Annotated in this window: 18 protein-coding genes; 3 read left to right on the top strand and 15 right to left on the bottom strand. The window is 69.2% G+C overall.

The features are described from left to right. Positions 1 to 42: 42 nt before the first annotated feature. The 4 genes from ACZK39_RS06785 to ACZK39_RS06770 form a co-directional block, all read right to left on the bottom strand. Positions 43 to 933, bottom strand: a complete 891-nt coding sequence (locus ACZK39_RS06785; protein ID WP_463612903.1) for a phosphoribulokinase — start codon at positions 931 to 933, stop codon at positions 43 to 45. 12 nt (positions 934 to 945) lie between these two features. Then, entirely contained in the window at positions 946 to 2,013 is a 1,068-nt protein-coding gene (locus ACZK39_RS06780; protein WP_463612902.1) for a class 1 fructose-bisphosphatase, read from the bottom strand. 11 nt (positions 2,014 to 2,024) lie between these two features. After that, positions 2,025 to 3,428, bottom strand: a complete 1,404-nt coding sequence (locus tag ACZK39_RS06775; RefSeq protein ID WP_463612901.1) for a ribulose-bisphosphate carboxylase — start codon at positions 3,426 to 3,428, stop codon at positions 2,025 to 2,027. Positions 3,429 to 3,711: 283 nt separating this feature from the next. Then, the gene (locus ACZK39_RS06770; RefSeq protein ID WP_463612900.1) at positions 3,712 to 4,350 is read right to left on the bottom strand and encodes a hypothetical protein; all 639 of its coding nucleotides are present in this window, start codon (positions 4,348 to 4,350) and stop codon (positions 3,712 to 3,714) included. A gap of 204 nt (positions 4,351 to 4,554) precedes the next feature. Between ACZK39_RS06770 and ACZK39_RS06765 the strand changes: the two genes are divergently transcribed. After that, complete coding sequence (locus tag ACZK39_RS06765; RefSeq protein WP_463612899.1) at positions 4,555 to 5,826, top strand: glycosyltransferase; 1,272 nt, start codon at positions 4,555 to 4,557, stop codon at positions 5,824 to 5,826. 30 nt (positions 5,827 to 5,856) lie between these two features. Here the strand turns inward: ACZK39_RS06765 and ACZK39_RS06760 are convergent, their stop codons facing one another. The 3 genes from ACZK39_RS06760 to gyrB are packed head-to-tail and all read right to left on the bottom strand — an operon-like array spanning position 5,857 to position 11,373. After that, a complete protein-coding gene (locus ACZK39_RS06760) occupies positions 5,857 to 6,708 on the bottom strand; it encodes a DUF3566 domain-containing protein (protein WP_463612898.1) in 852 nt (283 codons plus the stop codon). Next, positions 6,701 to 9,325 (bottom strand): DNA gyrase subunit A, encoded by a 2,625-nt coding sequence (gene gyrA / locus ACZK39_RS06755; protein WP_463612897.1) that lies wholly within the window; start codon positions 9,323 to 9,325, stop codon positions 6,701 to 6,703. The genes ACZK39_RS06760 and gyrA overlap by 8 nt, the downstream gene beginning before the upstream one ends. Positions 9,326 to 9,375: 50 nt before the next feature. After that, complete coding sequence (gene gyrB / locus ACZK39_RS06750) at positions 9,376 to 11,373, bottom strand: DNA topoisomerase (ATP-hydrolyzing) subunit B (RefSeq protein ID WP_463612919.1); 1,998 nt, start codon at positions 11,371 to 11,373, stop codon at positions 9,376 to 9,378. Between the two features lie 336 nt (positions 11,374 to 11,709). On the opposite strand from gyrB, the gene ACZK39_RS06745 reads away from it, so the two are divergent. Beyond that, complete coding sequence (locus tag ACZK39_RS06745) at positions 11,710 to 12,459, top strand: sulfite exporter TauE/SafE family protein (protein WP_463612896.1); 750 nt, start codon at positions 11,710 to 11,712, stop codon at positions 12,457 to 12,459. Between the two features lie 7 nt (positions 12,460 to 12,466). Here the strand turns inward: ACZK39_RS06745 and ACZK39_RS06740 are convergent, their stop codons facing one another. Both ACZK39_RS06740 and ACZK39_RS06735 read right to left on the bottom strand, forming a co-directional pair. Further along, positions 12,467 to 13,828 carry a M23 family metallopeptidase gene (locus ACZK39_RS06740; RefSeq protein WP_463612895.1) on the bottom strand — a complete coding sequence of 454 codons (1,362 nt, stop codon included), beginning with the start codon at positions 13,826 to 13,828 and terminating at the stop codon, positions 12,467 to 12,469. A 129-nt stretch (positions 13,829 to 13,957) separates the two neighbouring features. Beyond that, on the bottom strand, positions 13,958 to 14,593 hold the full coding sequence (locus ACZK39_RS06735) for an SIMPL domain-containing protein (RefSeq protein WP_182781129.1): 636 nt from the start codon (positions 14,591 to 14,593) through the stop codon (positions 13,958 to 13,960). A 136-nt stretch (positions 14,594 to 14,729) separates the two neighbouring features. Between ACZK39_RS06735 and ACZK39_RS06730 the strand changes: the two genes are divergently transcribed. Then, positions 14,730 to 15,725, top strand: coding sequence for an IS5 family transposase (locus tag ACZK39_RS06730; protein ID WP_459055647.1), 996 nt, complete (start codon positions 14,730 to 14,732; stop codon positions 15,723 to 15,725). Positions 15,726 to 15,878: 153 nt separating this feature from the next. On the opposite strand, the gene ACZK39_RS06725 is transcribed toward ACZK39_RS06730, so the two are convergent. The 6 genes from ACZK39_RS06725 to ACZK39_RS06700 form a co-directional block, all read right to left on the bottom strand. Then, positions 15,879 to 16,406 (bottom strand): DciA family protein, encoded by a 528-nt coding sequence (locus tag ACZK39_RS06725; protein ID WP_182781128.1) that lies wholly within the window; start codon positions 16,404 to 16,406, stop codon positions 15,879 to 15,881. 455 nt (positions 16,407 to 16,861) lie between these two features. Then, positions 16,862 to 18,013, bottom strand: coding sequence for a DNA replication/repair protein RecF (gene recF, locus ACZK39_RS06720; protein WP_459055648.1), 1,152 nt, complete (start codon positions 18,011 to 18,013; stop codon positions 16,862 to 16,864). An 8-nt stretch (positions 18,014 to 18,021) separates the two neighbouring features. Beyond that, positions 18,022 to 18,903, bottom strand: a complete 882-nt coding sequence (gnd, locus tag ACZK39_RS06715; RefSeq protein WP_182781126.1) for a phosphogluconate dehydrogenase (NAD(+)-dependent, decarboxylating) — start codon at positions 18,901 to 18,903, stop codon at positions 18,022 to 18,024. A gap of 31 nt (positions 18,904 to 18,934) precedes the next feature. After that, entirely contained in the window at positions 18,935 to 20,095 is a 1,161-nt protein-coding gene (gene dnaN / locus ACZK39_RS06710) for a DNA polymerase III subunit beta (protein WP_182781125.1), read from the bottom strand. A 120-nt stretch (positions 20,096 to 20,215) separates the two neighbouring features. Next, on the bottom strand, positions 20,216 to 22,780 hold the full coding sequence (locus ACZK39_RS06705; protein WP_463612894.1) for an ABC transporter permease: 2,565 nt from the start codon (positions 22,778 to 22,780) through the stop codon (positions 20,216 to 20,218). Then, positions 22,781 to 23,683, bottom strand: coding sequence for an ABC transporter ATP-binding protein (locus ACZK39_RS06700; RefSeq protein ID WP_182781123.1), 903 nt, complete (start codon positions 23,681 to 23,683; stop codon positions 22,781 to 22,783). It lies immediately after the preceding gene. Positions 23,684 to 23,870: the final 187 nt, after the last annotated feature.

Raw genomic sequence — 23,870 nt, 5'->3', positions numbered from 1 at the left:
CTCTAGCGCACCGCTCGCCGGGGCAGCAAACAGACCCCCGGCTCAGCCGACGGCGCGGGCCCTCGCCTTCCTGCTCGCCTCGACCAGCCGCCAGATCAGCGGCGTGAAGATCAGCTGCATGGCCAGGTGCATCTTCCCGCCGGGCACGACGATGCTGTTGGCCCGCGACATGAACGAGCCGTCGATCATCGACAGCAGGTAGGGGAAGTCGATGCCGCGCGGGTCCGCGAAGCGGATCACCACCATCGACTCGTCCAGCGTGGGGATCCAGCCGGCGATGAACGGGTTGGACGTGTCTACCACTGGCACCCGCTGGAAGTTGATGTGGGTGTTGGAGAACTGCGGGCAGATGTAGTGCACGTAGTCAGGCATCCGGTTGAGAATGGTGTCGGTGACCGCCTCCGTGGAGTAGCCGCGGGTGTTCCGGTCGCGGTGCAGCTTCTGGATCCACTCGAGGTTGATGATCGGCACCACCCCGATCCGCAGGTCGACGTGCCGGGCGACGTCGACGGTGTCGGTGCGCACCGCGCCGTGCAGGCCCTCGTAGTAGAGGAGGTCGGTGCCGCCGGGGAGGTCCTCCCAGGGGGTGAAGGTGCCTGGCGGCCGCCCGTAGAGCCGGGCCTCCTCGTCGTCGTGGACGTACTGGCGCACCCGTCCCCTGCCGGTCCGGCCGTACTCGGCGAACAACTGCTCGAGCTCGACGAAGAGGTTCGCCTCCGGCCCGAAGTGGCTGGGCGCGATCTCGCCGGTTTCGAGGGCAGCGGCGTAGACCGCCTTCATCTCCCCCCGGTCGTAGCGGTGGAACGAGTCGCCGTGGATCACCGACGACGTGATGGACTCCCGGGCGAAAATCTGCGCGAACGTGTCGGTGACGGTGGTGGTGCCCGCCCCCGAGGAGCCGGTGATGGCGACGATTGGATGCTGATCGGACATGGCTTCCGTCTCCTAAGGCTCGATGAACAGGGTGCGGCTGTGGAACAGCGGATACGACGAGCCTTCGTCGAGTCCCTGCTCGTGTTCGCGGTAGTACCGCTCGACGCGCGCCACCTCGTCGGCGGCGCCGAAGTAGACGGGCAGGCGCTGGGTGAGGGAGGTCGGGACCACGTCGAGGACCCGCTGGGCGCCGGTGGTGGCCGCGCCGCCCGCCTGCTCCGCCAGGAGCGCCAGCGGGGCCGCGTTGTGCATCAGCGGCACCCCCCAGAGAGCGCCGCGACGGCCGGTGTCGGGCGCCATGAACATCCCGCCGTGGACGAGGATGCGGAACGCCCCGATCACGGCGGACGCGTTCCAGCGCATCTTGAAGTCACGCCCGCGTGGACCGTCGGCCCCCCGGAGGCATTCGTCGACGTACCGCTTCGTGTGGGCCGGCCAGTGCATGGCCTCCGACGGGTTGATGGCGAAGCTGTCCGACCGGCTCGGGATGGTCATCCCGCGATCGGTCAGCACGAAGTTGCCGACGTCGCGGTCCAGGGTGAAGCCGTCCACCCCGCGCCCCGTCGTGAGCACCAGCAGCGTGCTGGGGCCATACAGCCCGAGCCCGGCTGCCACCTGCGTGGTGCCCGGCTGCAGGAAGTCGGCCTCGGTGCAGGGCGCATCGACCTCTGCGCGCTCCAGGATGGAGAACGCCAGCCCCGCCGTCTGGTTCTCGCACAGGTTGACCGACCCGTGCAGCGCCTCGAAGACCAGGAGGTACCGGGCGCGGGGTGAGCGGGAGTTCGGGTGGATGCTCGGGTCCCCGGCCACCGACACGGCGGCCAGCTGCTCGATTCCGGCGGTCTGCTCGAGCAGGATCCGGGTGGCGAGCCGGCGCAGCCCCCGGTGGAGCTGGGCGTGATCCGCTTGGCCCTCGTGAGCGACCGCGCCGAGCCACAACCGGCCACGGCTCACCATCGCTGCGGTGAGCTTCACCGCCACCGCGACTGCGCTCAGGATGTGGGCGTAGTCGTGGGCCGGGGAATCGTCGCGCTCGTCGTGGAGGTCCAGGAGGTACTGGGTCAAGGTCCGCGGCGCCATGACCGTCTTCCTCAGGGGGTGGCGACGGAGGGGGCGGATTCACCGGCGACGCCCAGAGCCTGGCGCCATCCGGGGTAGAGGAGGTCCGCGTCGGTCGGGAACGACTCGAAAGCCCGAGCGAACTCGCGATGCTCGACGGCCCACTCGACGGGGTCGGCGCCGGCCGCCCAGCACTCGTGCGCCTGCCGGAGCGACCTTCCGCCCGCGGCGGCGCCGTCGAGGTGTCCGTACGCGCCGCCGCCCGCGGTGTTGATGACGTTGGCGTGGCCGAGGTTGGCGAAGAAGCCCGGAAGCCGCAGCGCGTTCATGCCCCCGGAGACGATCGGGGTGGTGGGGCGCATCCCGTGCCACTCCTGGAAGTACGCGGGGCCCTGGTACTCGTCGCGTTCGCAGATGTAGGCGATGGCGCGGTCGTCGCGGGCGCCCTCCATCTTCCCGTAGCCCATGGTGCCGACGTGGATGCCCGAGGCGCCCTGCAGCCTGGCCATCTTGGCCAGCACGTAGGCGGTGTAGCCGCGCTTGGAGCTGGGCGAGGTGACCGCGCCGTGGCCCGCGCGGTGGTAGTGGAGGTACTGCCTGGAGAAGTAGCGGCGGGCGGTTGTCACAGCGGCTGGGCCGCCGACGTAGCCGTCGACGAGGAAGGCCACCTTGTCGGCATCCGGGCCGAAGGCCTCGAGGATGAACTCTCCGCGCGCGATCATCTCGGAGTGGTCGTCGGCGGTGATGTTGGCGCTGAACAGCTTCGCCTCGCCGGTCTCGTCCATCGCACGCTTCATCGCGTCATAGACCAGCGGGATGGTCTTGCGCATCGGAGAGAACACCTGGTTGCCCTGCGGCTCGTCGTTCTTGATGAAGTCCCCGCCCAGCCAGAACTCGTAGGCGGCCTGCGCGAAGGGCTCGGGGCGCAGCCCCAGCTTCGGCTTGATGATGGTGCCGGCGATGTACCCGCCGTCGTGGACAGGGCGGCCCAGGATCCGCCAGAGGTCCGAGATGCCCATGGCCGGCCCGTCGAACAGGTTGATCGCTGCGCGCGGCACGTAGAAGTCGTACATCTTCGCGTACTCGATGTCGCCCATGCCCTGGTTGTTGCCGATGGTCAGGGTGAGGAACGAGACCATCATCATCCGGCCGTCGATGATGTTGCGGTCGAAGAGGTCCAGCGGATAGGCGATCCGCATCTCCTCGCCGGCCTCGTCCACGTGGTAGACGATGGCGTCGAAGCTCTTGGTGAAGTCGTCGGTGGTGGACACCTCGACGTTGGTGCCCGTCGAGGACTCGGCGGCGAAGTGCGCGGCGGCCTCGAGGTAGGAGCCGGACTTCGGCTTCATGGTGTAGGCGCACAGGATGTGCTGGCCTCCGGCGATGAGGTCTTCCTCGCGAAGGCTGAGATCGGCGTAACGGGCAGTTTGGTCCACGATGACTCCTCGAAGGAACGGGTCGAGCTTCGGTGCTTCCGCCTGCGGTGTGCTTCACGGTAAGCCCCTACATCACGTAGTACGTCGGTGGCGACGCGTTGGTGCGGGGCCAGCCCTGCGTACCTGCACAGATGCGCAGCAACCTCCTTCGGTGTCGGGGCCGTGACCGACGGGAGAGCCGTGCTCGTCAGCCTCTGGTCACAGGAAGGGTGTTCTGGGACGATGACCTGAACGGGAGGAGACTCCGGTGTCGCCGCCAGCCCAAGGTCCGCAGTGGGACGCCCTAGCAGGCGCACTCCTGGCGTGCCTCGCCGCCGTGGTGTTCATCGGCTTCCGGCTGGTGATCCCCGCGGAGTGCGCGTGGCTCTCCCCGCAGGCGGACGCGTTCCAGAACGCCAACGCCAGCAGTCCCGCCACGATCCCGGACCCGCCAGACGGAGCGCGGCATCCCGGGATCGCGCGACCAGGACGTGTTCAGCCAGGCCATCCAGGCCATCTGCAGAGCGATGGCCCCAATGGAGATGGCGGTGGACGGCTCGAAGGGCAGCACCCGGGCGACCAGGAGCACGCCGGAGGCCGCCGCCACCAGGCAGGCGCCCGTGATCAGTGTCACGAAGCCGCGCTGGCCGCGGGTCCTGGCGGCGCGCCGGCTGAGCCGTGGCACCAGCACGGCCAGCAGCACGTTGCCCGCCGCGCTCAGGAGGTCGTTGATCGGTCCCCAGGGCGCCGCGCTGCCGCCACGGGCGAGCGAGACGAACATGATGATGAGGAACGCCCCGGACGTCAGCATCACCACGCCAAGCGCCACGAGCCGTGCCGCGTCGCTCTGGTTGGGCTCAGGCGCCACGAACACGACAGTGACCTTCGGCTCGGTGCCGAGCCGGTCATCCTGCCCGGTGGCAGGTGCGGGTGTGCTGGACATCGACTGCTCCTTGTCTGACGGTGCTCCGGAGATCCCATTCTTCGGCGGGGATGTCCCGGGCGTCACGGGACAACCGTCCCGACCCGTCGGGATTCCTGCGGCGCGACGGCACCGTCCGCCAGCGCGGCCCGGATCGCCGTCGCGCGCTCCCGTCAGGTACCGTCGTGCCGCACGCCGCACGCCGCGGAACCCAGGAGGAACCCAGTGACCCGACCACACCGGAGGCTCGTCCTTGTTGTGCGAGCCGACCCCGTGATCTGTGGTCACGCCGGCGAGGCACGCAACCTCGCCGAGGCGGCGCTCGACCACGGCTTCGACGATGTGCGCATCGTCAGCTGGCCGCTTGACCGGCTGATCGAGTCCGAGCTGCCGCTGAAGCCGCTGGACTCGATCTCCCCCTACCGGGAGGGGATCACGGTCGAGCGCCCCGAGCCTGTCGGCAACTACAAGATCCTGGACGGCCGCTACCTGGCGGGGTTGACCGGCCGGCTCTTCGAGCTCTTCACCGACGGCGTCCCCACCGTCTGCATGTCGCTGTACCTCACCCCCCACGCCGTGGCGGTCGACGATGCCCTGCGCGCGGCGCATCGCTCGGGGCTCCCCGTCAGGGTGGTCACGATCGCCGAGGCCGTCGGGTCGGACATCACCAACGTGGTCCGCAACTGCATCGAGTCCGGGCGCTACGGCGCGGCCGCTCACCTGCTCACGACCTATCTCGCCAACGACCTGTGCGTGGCGGTCTCGGAGTACACCCGCGACCTGATCGTCAGCGAGGCGGCCCTGCTGGACGCCGACCACGGCACCGACTTTGCCGAGCAGTGTCGCCGCAAGGTCGCGATCTCGTACCCGGCCATCAACGCGGCCCAGTTCACAGACCTGGACCCGCACGGCACGGACGACGCGCTCGTGGCCCGCGGCCTGTCGCGTGGGGGGTACGTCCTGTTCCTCTCGCGGCTCAGCCTGGCGAAGGGCGTCGACGATCTCATCGAGGGCTTCGGGCGCAGCGCCGCCAGCGAACGGGTCAGTCTCGTCATCGCCGGCAACGGCCCGGAGGCGCCACGGCTCCGCGAGCTGGCCGACCGGTCGCCGGTGGCCGGCCGGATCCTGTTCCTGAACGACGTCGACGACGACGAGCGGTCCCACCTGATGGCCGGGAGCGCGGCGTTCGTGCTGCCCAGCAAGCCCATCCCCGAGTTCGTCGAGACGTTCGGGATCGCGCTGGTGGAGAGCATGCTCGCCGGAGGCGGGCCCGTCCTCACCACCACCACCGGTGGGATCGGCGAGGCGGTGGGCGACTGCGCGCTCATCATCGGCGTGGATGACCCCGACGGCATCGCGGCGGCCCTCGACCACGCGGTCCTGGTGATGACCGACGCCGAGCGCGCCCACCTGGCCGACCGTGCCCTCCGGCACGCGCTGCAGTTCGACCGCACCGCCGTCTACGAGCGGCTGATCGCCCGGATCCCGGCCCCCTGACCGTCACGCACCCGGGGGCCCAGGACGGGTTCAGTCCTCGGCGAGCGTGATCTCCAGGCCACCCATGACAGTGGCGGCCAGGTTGTACAGGAACGCGAACAGCGTGGCCACGGCCGTGATGATCACGACGTCGACCGCCGCCACCACCGTCGCGAACCCCAGCACGCGCGAGGCGCTGAGGAAGTCTCCGATGTTGAACGCCGTGTCCTGATCCCCGATGAGGGTGTTGATGAACGTGTTGGCGGACTCCAGCGCCCCGGACCCAGCGAGCACCGTCCACAGCACGAAGGCGGCGACCACCATCATCACACCGAAGGCGATCGAGAACAGGAACGTGGTCTTCATCACGGACCACGGGTCGATCCGCGACAGCCGCAGCCGCGCCTTCCGGGTCCGACGGGTCGGGTGCGCGGTCCTGGCCTCGGCCTCGGCCGGGAGAGTGCTCGCCACAGGCACGAACGTGGCGGCGCGCGACGGCGTGGTCACCGCCTCAGGCGACTCACCGGCCGCACCGGGCACGTCGTTCGGAGCGGCTGAGGGCTTGGGTGTCACCGCCTCCTTCGCCTTCGCCGCCCACTCCTGAGCGACCCGAGCAGCACGCCCGGCCACCGCCGGAAGGGTGCGGGTCTGGTCCGCGGCCTCGGTCGGCGGGCCGGCCGGGGCCGGCTCCGGCGGAGCGTTCACAGGTGCGGGCGAGAACGACGGCCCGGACGACGGCGTGGCCGACGACGGGGGGCTGGAGGCTTTCGTCGGGCCGTCACCGTTGACCACCGGCTCCGCCGGACTGACGGGCGCCGGGGCGTCCGACGGCGCGCGGTGCGGAGAGAAGTCGAGGCCGGAGGCCCCGGAGGCGGATGGCCAGCGCGGCGAGTTCTCACTCATCGGCGCCCTCCTCGCTGTTCGGCTCCTGCTCCGCCTGGCTGGCGGTGCTGACATCTACCGTACTCTCTGCAGCGTCCTCGGCACCCTCGTCCAACTCCGCGTCCTGGTCTGCCGGGGCGTCCTCCAGCTCAACCTCGGACTCGGGGTAGAGCGCGATGGCCCCCACCGAGTCGTCGCCCTTGACGCCGACGAACTTCACACCCATGGTGTCTCTGCCCTTGACAGGGACATCGGCCACCGCCGAGCGGGTCACCTGGCCGGAGACCTTGATCGCCAGCACCTCGTCGGCCTCGCCCACGATGAGGCCGCCCACGAGCGAGCCGCGATCCTCGTTGAGACGCATCGCCTTGATGCCCAGCCCGCCGCGACCCTGCTGCCGGTACGAGTCCACCGGGGTGCGCTTCGCGAACCCGCCGTCGGTCACCGTGAACACGAACTGGCCCTCAAGGTCGTCATCTGCCCGGAGCACCGCCATGGACAGCAGCTCGTCGCCGGAGCGGAACTTCATGCCCGTCACGCCGGAGGTGGCCCGGCCCATCGGCCGCAGCTGCGAATCGTCGGCCTGGAAGCGGATCGCCTGACCCTTGCGCGAGATCAGCAGCACGTCGTCGCTGGCGCTCACCAGGGAGGCGCCGATCAGCTCGTCGGTCTCCTCACGGAAGTTGATGGCGATCACGCCGGCCTGCCGCGGCGAGTCATAGGTCTTGAGGTCGGTCTTCTTCACCAGCCCGTGCTTGGTGGCCAGCAGCAGGTACTCGGCGTCCTCGTAGCCCCGGATGGCCAGCACCTGCGCGATCTTCTCCTCGGGCAGGAAGCTGAGCAGGCCGGCCACGTGCCCGCCCTTCGCGTCTCGGCCCGCCTCTGGCAGCTGCCACGCCTTGGCGCGGTAGACGCGCCCGAAGTTGGTGAAGAACAGCAACCACTGGTGGTTGGTGGTCATGAAGAGGTGCTGCACCTCGTCGTCGGCCCGGAGGGTGGCCCCGCGCACGCCCTTGCCGCCGCGCTTCTGCACCCGGTACTGGTCCGCGCGGGTGCGCTTGGCGTAGCCGCCGTGGGTGATGGTGACCACCACGTCCTCGTCGGGGATGAAGTCCTCGTCGGAGAAGTCACCGTCCGCCGCGACGATCCGGGTCCGGCGATCGTCGCCGTACTTGTCCACGATCTCCTGCAGCTCGGTGGCGATGATGGCGCGCTGACGCTCCTCGTTGGCGAGGATGTCCTTGAGGTCCTGGATCTTCGCCTCCAGCACCAGCAGGTGGTCGATGATCTTCTGCCGCTCGAGCGCGGCCAGGCGGCGCAGCTGCATGTCCAGGATGGCGGTGGCCTGCAGCTGGTCGATGTCCAGCAGGTCCATCAGGCCCTCGCGGGCCTCCTCGGTGTTCGGGGAGCGACGGATGAGCGCGATCACCTCGTCGAGGGCGTCGAGTGCCTTGACCAGGCCGCGGTAGATGTGGGCCTGCTTCTCGGCGTCGTCGAGCTGGTACTGCGTGCGGCGGCGGATCACCTCGAGCTGGTGCTTGATCCACAGCGAGATGAACTGGTCCAGGCGCAGGGTGCGGGGGACCTCGTCGACGATGGCCAGCATGTTGCAGCCGAACGTGTCCTGCAGCGACGTGTGCTTGTACAGGTTGTTCATCACGACGCGCGGCTGGGCGTCGCGCTTGAGCACGATGACGAGGCGCTGGCCGGTGCGGGCGGAGGTGTCGTCGCGGATGTCCGCGATGCCGGTGAGCTTGCCGGCGTTGACCAGGTCCGCGATCCGCTGGGCGAGCGCGTCCGGGTTGCACATGTAGGGCAGCTCGTTGACGACCAGCAGCTGGCGACCCTTCGGGTCCTCCTCCATGTTGATCACCGCGCGCATGGTCACGGACCCGCGACCGGTGCGGTACGCCTCCTCGATCCCGCTGCGGCCGACGATGAGGGCGCCGCCGGGGAAGTCGGGGCCCTGAATGCGGTGCATGGCCGCGTCGAGGAGTTCCTCGCGGGTGGCCTGCGGGTGCGACAGCGCCCACTGCACGGCGTCGTTGACCTCGCGCAGGTTGTGGCTGGGGATGTTGGTGGCCATGCCGACGGCGATGCCGGTGGACCCGTTGACCAGCAGGTTGGGGAACCGGGCCGGCAGGACCACCGGCTCCTGCTCGCGGTTGTCGTAGTTGGGGCGGAAATCGACGGTGTTCTGCTCGATCTCGCGCACCATCTCGGCCGCCGGGTTGGCCAGCTTGCACTCGGTGTACCGCATGGCCGCGGCCTTGTCGTTGCCCTGGGAACCGAAGTTGCCCTGACCGGTGACCAGCGGCAGGCGCATCGCCCACGGCTGCGCGAGGCGCACCAGGGTGTCGTAGATGGCCGTGTCACCGTGGGGGTGATACAGGCCCATCACCTCGCCGACCACGCGGGAACACTTGTTCCAGCCGCGATCCGGGCGGTAGCCGCCGTCCCACATCGCGTACAGGACGCGCCGGTGGACCGGCTTCAGCCCGTCGCGCACATCCGGCAGGGCGCGCCCGACGATGACGCTCATCGCGTAGTCCAGGTAGGAGCGCTGGATCTCCACCTGCAGGTCGATGGGATCCACCCGACCGAATGCCGGGGGGGTCAGGGTGCCGTCGTCAGCCATCAGTTCTCAAACCTTCCGAAAATCCACAAACTCTGGGGGGGTGGCGCTGCTCAGATATCGAGGAAGCGCACGTCGCGCGCGTTGCGCTGAATGAACGTGCGGCGCTGCTCGACGTCCTCGCCCATCAGGATCGAGAACATCTGATCCGCCATGGCCGCGTCCTCGATGGTCACCTGCAGCAGGATCCGCTTCTCCGGATCCATCGTGGTGTCCCACAGGTCGTCTGCGTTCATCTCACCCAGGCCCTTGTAGCGCTGGATGGGATTGACCTGGGGCAGCTTCTTGCCCTCGGCCAGGCCCTTGTCGCGCAGCCCGTCGCGCTCGGTGTCGCCGTACGCCAGCTCGTGCGCGGCATTGGTCCACCGCAGCCGGAACAGCGGCGGCTGGGCCAGGTACACGTGGCCGGCCTCGATGAGGGGGCGCATGAACCGGAACAGCAGCGTGAGCAGCAGGGTGCGGATGTGGGCGCCGTCGACGTCCGCGTCCGCCATCAGGACGAGCTTGTGGTAGCGCAGCTTGTCCAGGTTGAAGTCCTCCTGCATGCCGGCGCCGAGGGCGTTGATGATGGCCTCGACCTCCTTGTTGGCAAGGATCCGGTCGATGCGGGCCTTCTCCACGTTGAGGATCTTGCCGCGGATGGGGAGGATGGCCTGGGTGCGGGGGTCGCGGCCGCCTCGGGCCGAACCGCCGGCCGAGTCGCCCTCGACGATGAACAGCTCGCACTCGCTGGGGTCCGTGGACTGGCAGTCCACCAGCTTGCCGGGAAGCCCCGAGCCGCCGAGCAGCCCCTTGCGGGAGCGGGCCATGTCACGGGCCTTGCGGGCGGCGATCCGGGCCGCGGCCGCCGACTGCGACTTGCGGACGATGTCCTTGCCCTCGGCCGGGTTGCGCTCGAACCAGTCACCCAGACGGTCGTTGAGGACGCGCTGCACGAACGACTTGGCCTCGGTGTTGCCCAGCTTGGTCTTGGTCTGACCCTCGAACTGCGGCTCGGACACCTTGATGGAGACGATGGCGGTGAGGCCCTCGCGGATGTCGTCGCCGGCCACGCGGTCCTCGCGCTTCTTGATCAGCCCCCACGATTCGCCCCACCGGTTGACCGTGTTGGTCAGCGCCGCACGGAAGCCCTCCTCGTGGGTGCCACCCTCGTGCGTGTTGATGGTGTTGGCGAACGTGTAGACGCTGCTGGTGTAGGACGTGTTCCACTGCATCGCGATCTCCACGCCCATCCCCTGATCCGGCGCGTGCGCCTCGACGGCGATCACCGTCGGGTGGATCGAGTCCTTGCCGGAGGACAGGTACTTGACGTAGTCGGTGAGGCCGTCGGCGTACTGGAACTCGTCATAGGGGGTGTCGGTCTCCCCCTCGTCGCCTGTGGCCACCTGCCGGTCCGCGCGCAGGTCGATCAGCGAGATGCGCAGTCCCTTGTTGAGGAAGGCCATCTCGCGGAAGCGGGTGGCGAGCGTGTCGTAGTTGTAGCGGGTGGTCTCGAAGATCTCGTTCGAGGCGTAGAACGTGATGGTGGTGCCGGTCCCGGCCGACTCCTCCAGGCGCTCCAACTCGGTCACCGGGACGCCGAGGTGGAAGGTCTGCTGCCACCGGTAGCCGTCTCGGGTGACCTCGACGATCAGCTTGTCCGAGAGCGCGTTGACGACGGAGGAGCCCACGCCGTGGAGGCCACCGGAGACCTTGTAGCCCCCCTCGCCGAACTTGCCGCCGGCGTGCAGCACCGTCAGCACCAGCGTGACGGTGGGGATCTTCTCGATCGGGTGCTCCTTGACCGGAATACCGCGGCCGTTGTCCTTGACCCGGACCCCGCCGTCGTCCAGGAGCTCGACATCGATGGAATCGCAGTAGCCCGCGAGGGCCTCGTCCACAGAGTTGTCCACAATCTCGTAGACAAGGTGGTGCAGCCCGCGCTCGCCGGTGGAGCCGATGTACATGCCCGGGCGCTTGCGGACCGCCTCGAGGCCCTCCAGGACCGAGATCTGATCCGCGTCGTAGAGCCCGGTGACCGTGTTGTCCGCTGAGTCCTGCAAGCCCTCCATGCGCTCACTCAGATTGAAGTCCTCGTCCACCTGCACGTCGTCCGTCACAAAAGCTCCTGTCCACACAAACGGGCGCCGGGCTGGCCGGCGCCGTTGATCGTGCCAATTCTACCGTGTCCGGGCACAAAACCGGACATCGACGGGGGGTCAATGCCGCCTGAAACGGGCCCAGGGCACGATTGGCGCCGATCATGGGGGCAGACGCAAGGTCCCCTATCCATCCGGAGCCGGTAGCGCGGCAAATCGCCGGGAATGGGGCGGGTGGTCGGAGGGTCGATGCATTGGGACGACGGCGGGGCGGTGGAGTAGCCTTCCCGCGACAGAGGGAGTCCCAGCATGGAGTGGACGTGGATCGCGGCGGCAGCGGCTGCCCTCATCATCGGCATCGCCAAAACCAGCTTCGGCGGCCTCGGCTCCCTCGCCGTCGCGCTGCTCGCTCTGGCGCTGCCCACCAAGGAGTCCACCGCCGCCGCGCTGCTGCTCCTCATCACCGGCGATATCATCGGCGTGCTGCGCTACCGCCGCTCCGCCGACTGGTCGCTGCTCAAGGCACTCCTGCCCTCGGTCGTGCCCGGAATCCTGCTCGGCGCCCTGTTCATCCAGTTCGTCGACGACCTGGTGCTGCGCCGATCGATCGGCGCCATCCTGCTCGTCTCGGTGCTGCTCCAACTCGTCTTGTCGACCCTGGCCCGACGGCGCGCCCCGGACCCCACCGTCGACGACGGGCCTCCGCATCGGGCGCTGACGATGGGCGCGGGTGTCGCGGCGGGGTTCACGACGATGGCCGCCAACGCCGCTGGACCGGTGATGGCGGTCTACCTCCAGCTGGCGAAGGTGGAGAAGATGCGCTTCCTCGGCACCTCAGCGTGGTTCTACTTCATCGTCAACGTAGCGAAGACGCCCCTGACCGCCTCGCTCGGATTGTTCACGCCACAGGTGATGCTCACCGTCGCGTGGGGCATTCCGGTGGTCCTCATCGGCACGGTGATCGGGGTGGCGCTGATCCACCGCGTGCCACAGAGGACGTTCGACGTGGTGACGCTGCTCACCTCGATCATCGCGGCCGGAGCGCTGCTGATCATCTGACCGGGCGTCACGGCGTAGCTGAGGCGTCCTCGCTGGGCGGGGGCGGTGCATCCGTGGTGGGTTCAGGATCTGCCGGGGGCGGCGGAGGTGGCTCCGGTTCAGGCTCCGGTTCTGGTTCGGGCTCAGGCGCCGGCGGCGGTGGCGGCGGTGACTCCGTCGTGGGGTCCGGCTCTGGAGCCTGGGTGGTGGGCTCGGGAGCTGGGGCCTCGGACGAGGGATCCGGCGCCGTGGACGACGGAGGCGGCGTGCTCTCCGACTCGGTGGCCGAGGGGAGGGGCGAGGTGTCGCTGGGCGATGGTTCGCTTGTGCTGGGGGTGGACGACTCGCTCGCACTCGGAGAATCGCTCGCACTAGGCGAATCGCTGGGGCTGATCGACGGGCTGGGGCTCGCCGACGCCCACGGGCTGAGGCTCGTCGACGGGCTCACGCTCGGGGACGGGCTCGGCTCCCCGGTCAGGCTCGCGATGAGGCTGTCCCACACGCTCTGGGTGGGAACCTCGCTGGCCTCGGCGCTGGGCGACAGGCCCAGGACGAGGCTGGGCGTGGTGGAGGAGCCGTCCACGTCGAGGAAGGCGATGTCCCTCAGGTCCACCCGTGTGGGCTGGCCGTTCAGCCACGGCTCCGGGTCCGTGAACCGGCCGTTGACGATCACCTCGAAATGCAGGTGACAACCGGTGGAGTAGCCGGTGTTGCCCACGCGGCCCACGCCGTCGAGGGCGTCGACCTGCTGCCCCACCCTCACACCGATGGCGGAGAGATGGTTGTAGGTGGTGACCACGCGGTAGCCGGCGAGCATGCCGTGGTCGATCTTGACCTGGACGCCGTTCCCGCCGGCCCAGCCTGCTGAGACAACGCGCCCGGCCGCGGCCGCGCCGACGGGGGTGCCGCACGGGGCTGCGAAGTCCAGGCCGGTGTGCAGCTTCCAGACGCGAAGGATGGGGTGGTAGCGCATCCCGAACACCGACGTCCGGCGCCCGTTGACGGGCATCGAGAGGAGGTCGCCGCCTGCCTTCTCGCCCACGGACCCGATGGCCGTCTCCTCCGGGATGGTCTCCGGCTCTGGCGGTGGCGGAGCCTCGGCGGGCCTGGGTCCGTCCAGCGGGACGATCTGCGGAGTAGGGGCGCTGAACGGGTCGAAGCTGCCGGGGGCCTCGTCGAACGACCAGCCTTCGAGGCGGTAGCCCAGCGGACTCGACGGCGAGGCCGTCGACGTGGGATAGGTGACCGGGCCGGGCGCCACCAGCATCACCGGCGGGACGGGGACGGCCTCAATGGCCGTCAGCGGTTCCTGCCCATACGTGACGGCTCCTCCAACCAGGGCCGCCGAGATCGCAGCAGCGACCACCGACGACAGCCCTCGAAGCTTCATCCAGTCCCCCGATACCGGTTAGCTCATACCCGCCCATCGAATCACGCCCAGGGCCGGATGGGAAGGAGTTGGAGCACTGGGTCTGAAAGGGAATTCGCGCCGGGCGTGTCGCGGGTGCCGTCGTCGAGCCTAAGCCGCGGTGAACTCGACGGTCAGGCTCACGGAGATCTCGACATCCTGAGGGTCCAGATCGATCGACGGCGCTGAGTCCATCATCGCCCGCGACGCCTTCCTCGCCGACGCCAACGGCACGATCCCGCCACCCTGGTCCTGCACCGCCACCGCTTCGACGCCTCCCCGGCGCGCCGCCGTCGAGATCCATTCGGCACGACGGTGGGCATCGTCGAACGCATCGGCAAGGGCCCTGGGCTGCACCTCGGCGAGCGTGGAGTCACGGAGTCGCCAGTCCAGCCAGCCCACCTGCACCCCGGGTGTCGCGGCGAGGGTGCCGAGGATGTCACCGAGGGCGGCGAGATCGTCGACGATGAAGGAGCCGCGGACCTCCGCGGTGTGCTGGGGCGCCTGGGGCTGCCCGCGGGTGTTGAGCGGAGTCGAGGTCCACGTGCGGAGGCTGGTGAGCTTGACGTCGCGAACCACCCCTGAGGCGAGGGGCTGCTCGAGTTGTGCCCGGACGCGATCCGTCAGGCCGGCCGTGTCCGCGACGACGGAGTCGCGGTCCGGGCCGGTGAAGCCGACTGTCACGTTGACCGCGACGCACTCCGCCGGGAGCGTGATCCGGCTGGTGCCGGTGACTGTGATGCGCATGCGCCCCAGCTTAGGGAAACGCTGATTAATCGGCGAGCCTGGGATTTGATGGGCCGGCCTGGTCTGTCGGGGTGGATGGTTGATCAGTGGGTGTTGAGCCGGGTCAATGACGTGTTGGCTAGGTAGAATGCTGGTTGTGGATGAGTTGCAGCCGAGTCTTTCAGAAGTCGAGTACGGCCAGCGTCGCCGGGTCCCGAAGCGGGAGGAGTTCCTCCGGAAGATGGACGCGGTGGTGCCGTGGGCGGACTGGGTCCAGCTGATCGAGCCGTACTACTACAACAAGACCCGCGGCAGGCGGCCGATACCCCTTGAGACGATGCTGCGGATGTACCTGCAGGTGTGGTTCCACCTCTCCGACGAAGGCGTGGAGGACCAGATCAACGACTCGTACGCGATGCGGAAGTTCATGGGTGTGGACTTCGCTACCCGGCAGGTCCCCGACGCCACGACCCTGCTGCATTTTCGGCACCTGCTGGAGGAGCACCAGCTGGGTGAGGCGATGTTCACCGCACTGAACGCCCGGCTGGACGCCGACGGTCTGGTCATGCGTGGCGGCAGCATCGTGGACGCCACGATCATCGCCGCACCTTCCTCGACGAAGAACACCACCGGCACCCGGGATCCGGAGATGCGTCAGACCAGGAAGGGCAACCAGTGGTACTTCGGGATGAAGGCCCACGCCGGGGTGGATGCCGGCACGGGCCTGGTCCACTCGGTGAGCGTGACAGGAGCCAACGTGCATGATCTGGACGAGATCACCCACCTGGTTCGGGCCGATGACCAGGTCGTCTACGCAGACGCCGGCTACCAGGGGGCCGCGAAACGCCCCGAGATCGTCGGCGACGAGCACCTGGCAGGCGTCGAGTGGAGGATCGCTGCCCGCAAAGGCGTGTTGAAGGCGATGCACCCTCACGAGCAGCTACTGGAGTCCAGGAAGGCGTCGGTACGCGCGAAAGTAGAGCATGTGTTCCTGATCGTGAAGCGGGACTTCGGGCTGGTCAAGACCCGCTACCGCGGTCTGGCGAAGAACCTGAACCAGCTCCAGGTAGCGATGGCCTCGGCGAACCTGCTGATGCTGGCCCGCGCGACCACGATCGAGACCAGACTCAAGACCGCGGTCGCGACCGGGTAGCCCTGGCGGAAGCCTGCCCGGAACCGGCCCGAAGCCCCCAAGCACTAGGGGCCGAAGGCCAGAAGGAACCACTCCGGGGCGACCGAAGCCTCACAGACCAGACTCAGCCGATCTCCAGCCCAGTAGCGCCATTCATCAGCACTTCCCTAGGTCTCAGCCGTAGGTGTCGCGGGGGCCGCGGCCCTGGACCGAGCGGAGGCCCTTCTTCCAGCTCGGTGGCCTCGGCCCGCGGAACTCCACCCGCAGCACGGTCTGCTCGCCCAGCGCGCGATTGAGGCGCGCCACGATCTGCGACGCCGCGTACTTCATGGCGGCGGCCCACGCCGTGGAGTCGCAGTCCACGATCAGCACCCCGTCGGCGTAGTTGACGGGCGTGGAGTGTTGGGCGTTGGACTCCCCCACCAGCTCGGGCCACCGCCGCAGCACCATCGAGAGGCTGATCCGGCGTTGCCAGCCGCGCGCCTGGATGACGGTGTTGAGGACGTCGCCGACGCGTTGGGGGTCGCGGTCGTCTGGGTGGGCGCCGGAGCGCTGCTGCTCCATCGGGCGCTGCCGGCGTCGCGGGGTCTTCGGAGGCGACGGTTCCGGGAGCACCACGCCGTAGGCGGCGGACTCGACGGCGGCGCGGGCGATCTCGGAGGCGAGGTCGAGCCCCGTCGGGTCGTGCGCCTCCTCGCTCATGCCGCCGACATTACCCGCCCCCGCCGTCGGTGCGGGGAGTCGGGAGTCGAGGCACGGGCGGCCCTGGCGAGAGCCTGCCCGGGCGGGACGCCAGTCTCGTGACCCTCAGGCTGGGCACCCCGACGCAGAGCCGCCCTACCGTCCCCCACCCTCGCGCCCAACTCGCGTGCCGCGACTCCCGCCGCTTGCCTCACCGTCACTTCTGGTGCCGTAGTCGACACCAGAAGTGACACCCAGCCAACCATGCCGTTGGTCGAAGACTCAGGAGGACGCGACGAGACAGAAGGGCGGTGGGTGGTGGGGGCCGGGGCAGGTTGGGTGGGCGTTGATGACGGCGTGGCAGCGCGAAGCGCCGCCGCCGGCATCATGGGCGGCCCGGCCCCCACCACCCACCGCCAAACCCGACCACCACAACCACGGTCAGGTACCGACGCGACGGGGACGGCCGTCGGTCGTCAGGGAGCTAGGGCGGTGACCGTTCCGGCGTCCACGCGGAAGCGACGCTCCGCCGGGAAGTCCGGCACATCCGCCCCCACGGCCGCGGTGATCAGCACCTGCTCGGCGTCCGCGATCGCCGCCGCCAACCGCTCCCGCCGCGACACGTCCAGCTCCGCGAACACGTCGTCCAACACCAGCACCGGCTCCACACCGTCGTCGCGCACCAACGTGAACCCGCCCAGCCGCAGCGCCAACGCCAACGACCATGACTCCCCGTGCGACGCGTACCCTTTCGCCGGCAGGGGTCCGATGGCCAGCTCGACATCGTCGCGCTGGGGGCCCACCAGCGTCACCCCCCGCGACACCTCGTCCCTGCGCACCCGCTCCAGCGCCTCCAGCAGCCGGCCGCGCAGCGCCGCCCTGACGTCCGCCCCCCCGGCCACCCCGTCGAGGTCCAGCACGGTCTTGTACGACGCCGAGATCTGATTGTTGAGCGGCGCGATGGTCTCGTACGCGCGCTGAGCGTGGGGAACCACGTCCGCCAGGGTGTCCAGCCGGGCGTGCAGCAGCTCGGCCCCCAGGGTGGCGAACTGGCCGTTCCAGACCTCCAGGGTGACGGCCTCGTCGCCGCCGCTGGGCACGAACGACCGGCCCGCCATCGCCTTGAGCAGCGCGTTGCGCTGTTTGAGCACCTTGTCGAAGTCCTGCCGCACCCCCGCCATCCGCGGCCAGCGCGTCACGACGAGCGAGTCCAGCCACGCACGCCGATCCGACGGGTCGTCGCGCACGATCGCCAGGTCCAGGGGCGAGAACACGACGGTGCGCAGCGCGCCGATCAGCTCCCGCGGGCGTCCCAACGGCGCCCGGTTCAGGCGCGCTACGTTGGAGCGGCCGTTGGCGATCTCCAGCTCCAGCGAGATCACCCGCGGATCCTCGCGGCCGGCCTGCACCTTGGCCCTCACCACCGCAGTCTCCGCGCCGGCCCGGATCAGCGGCGCCGTGGCCGCCACCCGGTGCGAGGACATGGTGGACAGGTATTCGATGGCCTCCACCAGGTTGGTCTTTCCCTGTCCGTTGGAGCCGACGAACACCGTGACCCCCGACGACAGCGCCAGCGACGCCTCCGTGTAGTTGCGGAAGTCGACCAACGACAGTTCGGTGACGAACACCTACCGGATCAGTCCTTCGACGGCGCGACGGCGTGGCCGCCGAACTGGTTGCGCATCGCCGCGACCATCTTCATGGCCGGCGAGTCGTCCTGCCGCGACACGAACCGCGCGAACAGGCTGGCCGCGATCGTCGGCACCGGGACCGCCAGGTCGACGGCGGCGTTGACGGTCCAGCGGCCCTCGCCGGAGTCCTCCGCGTAGCCCTCGATGGCCTCGAGGTGCGGGTCCTCCCCCAGCGCGTAGGTCATGAGGTCCAGCAGCCAGGAGCGGATGACGGTGCCCTCGCGCCAGGACTCGAACACCTGCGGCACGTTGGTCACCACGTCCGAGGCCTCGAGCAGCTCCCAGCCCTCCGCGTAGGCCTGCATGAGGCCGTACTCGATGCCGTTGTGCACCATCTTGGCGAAGTGTCCCGCGCCGCTCTCGCCCGCGTGGACGAACCCGAACTCGCCCTCCGGCTTCAGAGCCTGGAACGCGGGCATGGCGATCTCGATGGCCTCCTTCGGCCCGCCGGCCATGAGCGCGTAGCCGTTCTCGAGGCCCCACACGCCACCCGAGGTGCCGACGTCGACGAAGTGGATGCCCTTGTCAGAGAGGTATGCGGCGTGCTTGGCGTCGTGGGTCCACTTGGAGTTGCCGCCGTCGATGACCACGTCTCCCGCAGATAGCAGGGGCTTCAACGTCTCGATGAGGGAATCCACGGCGTGGATGGGGACCATCAGCCACACCACGCGCGGGCCTGCTCCGAGCTGAGCGACGAGGTCGGCCTCGTCCTTGGCGTCGGAAATGTCCGGGTTGTGGTCCAGACCGACGACCTCCACGCCGCCGCGGCGGAGCCGCTCGCGCATGTTGCCGCCCATCTTCCCGAGGCCGATCAGTCCGATGCGCATGTGTGGCTCCTTCGATGCCTGGATGGTGGGGTCAGCCGGGCAGGCGCATCAGCATGATGACGTGCCTGTAGTCCGTCAGTGGGTCGCCGTCGATGTTGGGGAGGCCCATGATCAGGCAGGGCTTCCCCGGGAGCGTGAACGAGAAGTGGGCGAACGGCGCGTCGAGCGCGGTGAGCGCGTCCAGCAGGTAGTGGGGGTTGAAGCCGGCGTCCGTGATGGACTGGGAATCGCCCACCACCTCCACCTCGGCCTCGATGGCCTCCGAGGCCTGCGCCTGGTCACCGGTGGCGGCCTCGAGCGCGATGTGGTCCTCGTTGATGCGCATCCGCAGCGGCGTGTTGCGCTCGGCCACCAGCGACACGCGCTTCACGGCCGCCAGCAGGTCTGCCGTGTTGACCCGGACGCTGACGGTGGGATCCACGTTCATCAGGTGGCGGACCTTGGGGAACGCCTGGCTGAGCAGCCTCGTGGTGGCCTCTCGGGTGCTCCGGGAGCTCTGCCCGACGAAGCCCGCAAGCCCTTCACCCTCAGCCTCGGTGGTGGACAGCGAGATGGTGACCGTCTCGCCAGAGGTCATGGACTTAGCGGTGTCCGCCAGCACCTTGCCCGGCACGAGCACCGCGCCCTCCACCGACGGGGAGGACGGGCGCCAGGTGAGCTCCTTGAGCGCCATCCGGTAACGGTCCGTGGCGAGCAGCGACAGCTCCTCGCCGTTGATCTCCAGCTTCACACCGGTGAACACGTTGAGCAGCTCATCGCGGCCGGCGGCGACGAAGACCTGACCGACGGCCTTCTCAAACGTGGCCGCGTCCACCGTGCCGGTCTGGCTGGGCATGTCCGGGAGCGTGGGGTACTCCTCCACCGGCAGCGTCTGGAGCGTGAATCGGGCCTGGCCGCAGGTGAGCTCGACCTTCGAGTGGTCCGCGACGAGGTCCACCGGCTTGTTGGGCAGCGAGCGCGCGATCTCCGCGAGCAGGCGACCCGAGACAAGGACGGTGCCCTCGTCGTTGACGGTGGCCGGCAGGGTGACCTTGGCCGAGGTCGTCGAGTCGAAGCTGCTGAGCGTCAGCCCGTTGGCGTCGGCCTCCAACAGCATGCCCGCGAGGATCGGTGCGGTGGGGCGCGTGGGGAGGCTGCGTGCCACCCAGGCCACGGCATCAGCCAGCGCCTCGCGCTCAACTCGAATCTTCACAGGGTTCCCCTTCGATCTCGCTACGTGAACAGTCGGTGAGCGCAGCCACGTGGGTGCGCTCGGGACAGACCATCGCCTGCATCATAGCCGGGCCGCTCAGCGCCCATGCCAGCCGCTGACCTACTCGCTGGCGATGGATTCGAGCACGTTGAGCCGCGACGCGCGACGCGCCGGCCCGACCGCCGCCAACACACCGAACAGGGCCGCCACCACGACGAACACCCCCAGCTGGACCCAGGGGACGACCAGAATGTCGATTCCGTCGTCCCGTAGAAGGTTGACCAGGACGGAGCCGAAGACGCCGCCCAGGAGCACGCCGAGCGTGGCGCCCAGCGTGGCCACCATCACCGATTCGAGGGTCACCATGAGCCTCAGCTGCGGACGGGTCATCCCCACCGCGCGCAGCAGCCCCACCTCTCGGGTCCGCTCCATCACGGACAGGCCGAGCGTGTTGACGATGCCGAGCACCGAGATCACGACGGCGAGCGCCAGCAGCGCGTAGAGGATGGAGAAGATCTGCTGGAACTGCCCGACCCGGGCCTCCACGAACTCCGCCACGTCCGCCACCACGACGGTGGGCAACTCGGAGGTGGCCTCGTCGAGGCCCTCACGCACTGCCGTCAGGTCAGCGCCCGGCTCGGTGAACACCACCACCTGCTGTACCAGGCTGCCGTCGCCGAGTTCGGCGAACGTGTCCGGGTCCACGATGATGTCGCCCAGCGGGGGCGGGCCACCGCCGCCGTCGTGCAGGCCGGTGACGAGAAGCTCGACGGTGCCCCCCGTCGGAGTGGCCAGCTCGAGCAGCTCGCCGAGGCTGAGCCCCTGATCCTCGGCGAAGTCCGAGGAGATCACGGCCGGGGCGGTGCCGCCCTCGTCGCTGAGCGAGCCCGCCACGACCTCCAGGCTGGTGGCCCGCTCCAGGCCCTCGTCGGTGGCGCCGGTGAGCTGCACGGGCTCGCCGTCGAGGATGGTGGCGCCGCGGTAGAACTCGAAGACGGCCTCGACGCCGTCAATCTGCCGGGCCTCCTCCGCGACAGTCGCGTCGAACGGCTGATAGGCCACGGGGCTAATGGTGAAGTCACCGCGCTGATCAGAGGTGAGCCGCTCCCGGATGGAGGTGGTGGTGCTGGCGGCCAGGATGGCCACCGTGGCCACCAGCGCCAGGCCGATCATGAGCGTGGCGGCGGTGGCCGCGGTGCGACGGGGCTGCCGGACCGCGTTGAGCCGGGCCAGCTTGCCCACCTCGCCGAAGAGCGCACGGTAGGCCAGACCGAACAGCCAGATCAGTGGCTTGCCCACCAGGACGGCGGCCAGCACCATGCCCACCAGGAGCAGGACCGCGCCGACGCCGGCCCAGATCAGGGGCTGCGGGACGTCCAGCCAGAGTGCGCACGCGATGGCCGCGATGCCGATCTCGATCATCCCGACGCCGATCAGCGGCAGCCCGCCGAGCCGCTCCGGCCCGGACTGCTGCGCCATCGCCATGGCCTCGACGGGGCGGGTCCGGGATGCCTTCCGCGCGGGCAGCGTGGCCGCCACGAGCGTGATGACGATGCCGATGGTGTAGGACGCGGCCACCGCCTGCCACGTGAAGGTGGGCACGGCGGTGCCGAGGTCGATGCCGAAGAGGCGGAACGCGGCGAGGATTCCCCAGGCCAACCCGTAGCCCACCAGCAGGCCGACGGTGGCGCCGATCACGCCGATGACCGCGGCCTCCGTGAGTACCGAGAGCCGCACCTGCCCGCGGGTGGCGCCGATGGCGCGGAGCAGGGCCAGCTCCCGGGAGCGTTGGGCCACGAGGATCGAGAACGTGTTGAGGATCAGCAGGGTCGCCACCAGGAGCGCGATCCCGGCGAAGACCAGGAGGAACGTGTTGATGAATCCGAGGCCCACGTCGAGCTGATCCTGGATGGTTTCAGCCAGCGAATCTCCGGTCTCGGCGACGAAACCTTCGGGGAGGATCTCCTGGACGGCCTCGGCCACGGCGTCGGGGTCGGCCTCCGGTGCGGTCTGCACCCAGGCCGCGTAGAACCCCTCCTTGCCGCCCTGCACCAGGCGCTGGGCCTCGTCGAGGGTGAAGAACAGGTAGCTGGCGCCGGCCGTGGCCCCCGCGCCGTAGGTGCCGAGACCAACGATGGTGTAGCTCTGGATCCCGTCGACGGGCGTGGACACGCTGAGGGTGTCGCCGACGACGAAGCCGCCGCGCGTGGCGGTGGCCGGGTCCAACATCACCTCGTCCGACGCCTCGGGCACGCGGCCCTCGACGAGGCGTGCCCCCACCTGGCCGCCCGCTGCGGGGAGGTCCACCCAGTTCATCGCGATGCCCGGGGCACCGGGGAACATGATCAGGCGGTTGTCCTGGTCCAGGGGGAAGATCTGGCTGCTGGAGACGATGCCGGCGGCCGCCTGGACGCCGTCCACCTCGCCGATGGCCGTCACCTCGTCGCTGGTGAGCAGGATCTGCTGGGCACCCGCCGTGGGATCGAACCCCTGGATGCCGCTGGACTCAGGTGAGACGTTGACGTCCGCCAGCGCGCCCTTGACGAGCTGGTCGAAGCTGGAGGACAGCAGATTCGTGAACAGCAACGAACCGGCCACGAAGGCCACACCCAACACGATCGACAGCGCGCTGAGCAGGAGCCGGACTTTGCGCGCCCACAGCGACTTCCAGGTGGCGTGCAGCATCTACTGGTCCAGGAGTGCGCGGCGCGCCATGGAACGTTCGACGGTGGACTCGCCACCGTCGTCGACGGGGCCGCTCGTGGGGGCCGCGCCGCCGTCGCGGTAGACGGCCGTGCCCTCCGCACCCTCCCCGGCGGGCTCGTCCTCCACGGTCTCCGGCGCCCGGTGCGTGGGGGTGTGGCGGGGGTAGATGTGCGACATCGCTCCCAGCAGGTCCTCCTGGGTGGCGCCTCGCATCTCATGCACGATGCGACCGTCCGAGAGGAAGACCGCCCGATCCGCGTAGCTGGCGGCATGCGCATCGTGGGTGACCATGACCACCGTCTGGCCGAACTCGTCGACGCTGCGGCGCAGGAATCCGAGCACCTCCGCGGCCGAGGTGGAGTCCAGGTTGCCGGTGGGCTCGTCTCCGAAAACGATGTGCGGGCGATTCATCAAGGCCCTGGCGCAGGCGACGCGCTGCTGCTGACCGCCGGAGAGCTCGGACGGCTTGTGCGTGAGGCGGTCCCCCAGCGCCAGCACGTCGACGATGCGCTCGAACCACTCCTCGTCGACCTTCTTGCCTGCGATCCGCAGCGGGAGGACGATGTTCTCCCGGGCCGTGAGGGTTGGCACCAGGTTGAAGGCCTGGAAAATGAAGCCGATGCGGTCGCGGCGGAGCTCGGTCAGCGGGGTGTCCGCGAGCGTGGAGACGGCCGTCTCGCCGAGGTACACCTCTCCCGACGTGGGGGTGTCCAGCGCGGCCATGAGGTGCATGAGGGTGGACTTCCCGGAGCCGGAGGGGCCCATGATGGCGGTGAACTCGCCGTCTGCGATCTCGAAATCCACGTCGTCCAGGGCGGTCACCACCGCCGATCCGGATCCGTAGATCTTGGTGAGGCCCCTGGCCCGCGCTGCGATGCTCACGCCCACAAAGGTAGCAGCGGCCTCCAGCGCTGCCAGGGGCGAAATTGCGCCCTGAGCGGGGTTCCCCACAGCTGTGACTTTGAGTGGCTTTGAGTAATTACATCCTCGTTGTACTCATAGCCCCTGTGGAGGCGGTGGATAACTGGTGTCGCGGCTTGTCAGCGCAGCATTGCGGCTGTTGAGCGAC

The sequence above is a fragment of the Tessaracoccus luoxuelianae genome (assembly GCF_055326245.1).
The sequence above is the reverse complement of the archived record's forward strand: the minus strand, read 5'-3'. Positions and strand labels throughout refer to the sequence as shown.

What these genes read in the sequence shown, in the direction of transcription:
- ACZK39_RS06785 (WP_463612903.1), bottom strand. Translation starts at nt 933, where the DNA reads ATGTCCGATCAGCATCCAATCGTCGCCATCACCGGCTCCTCGGGGGCG.
- ACZK39_RS06780 (WP_463612902.1), bottom strand. Translation starts at nt 2,013, where the DNA reads ATGGCGCCGCGGACCTTGACCCAGTACCTCCTGGACCTCCACGACGAG.
- ACZK39_RS06770 (WP_463612900.1), bottom strand. Translation starts at nt 4,350, where the DNA reads ATGTCCAGCACACCCGCACCTGCCACCGGGCAGGATGACCGGCTCGGC.
- ACZK39_RS06760 (WP_463612898.1), bottom strand. Translation starts at nt 6,708, where the DNA reads ATGAGTGAGAACTCGCCGCGCTGGCCATCCGCCTCCGGGGCCTCCGGC.
- gyrA (WP_463612897.1), bottom strand. Translation starts at nt 9,325, where the DNA reads ATGGCTGACGACGGCACCCTGACCCCCCCGGCATTCGGTCGGGTGGAT.
- gyrB (WP_463612919.1), bottom strand. Translation starts at nt 11,373, where the DNA reads ATGGAGGGCTTGCAGGACTCAGCGGACAACACGGTCACCGGGCTCTAC.
- ACZK39_RS06745 (WP_463612896.1), top strand. Translation starts at nt 11,710, where the DNA reads ATGGAGTGGACGTGGATCGCGGCGGCAGCGGCTGCCCTCATCATCGGC.
- ACZK39_RS06740 (WP_463612895.1), bottom strand. Translation starts at nt 13,828, where the DNA reads ATGAAGCTTCGAGGGCTGTCGTCGGTGGTCGCTGCTGCGATCTCGGCG.
- ACZK39_RS06735 (WP_182781129.1), bottom strand. Translation starts at nt 14,593, where the DNA reads ATGCGCATCACAGTCACCGGCACCAGCCGGATCACGCTCCCGGCGGAG.
- ACZK39_RS06725 (WP_182781128.1), bottom strand. Translation starts at nt 16,406, where the DNA reads ATGAGCGAGGAGGCGCACGACCCGACGGGGCTCGACCTCGCCTCCGAG.
- gnd (WP_182781126.1), bottom strand. Translation starts at nt 18,903, where the DNA reads ATGCGCATCGGACTGATCGGCCTCGGGAAGATGGGCGGCAACATGCGC.
- ACZK39_RS06705 (WP_463612894.1), bottom strand. Translation starts at nt 22,780, where the DNA reads ATGCTGCACGCCACCTGGAAGTCGCTGTGGGCGCGCAAAGTCCGGCTC.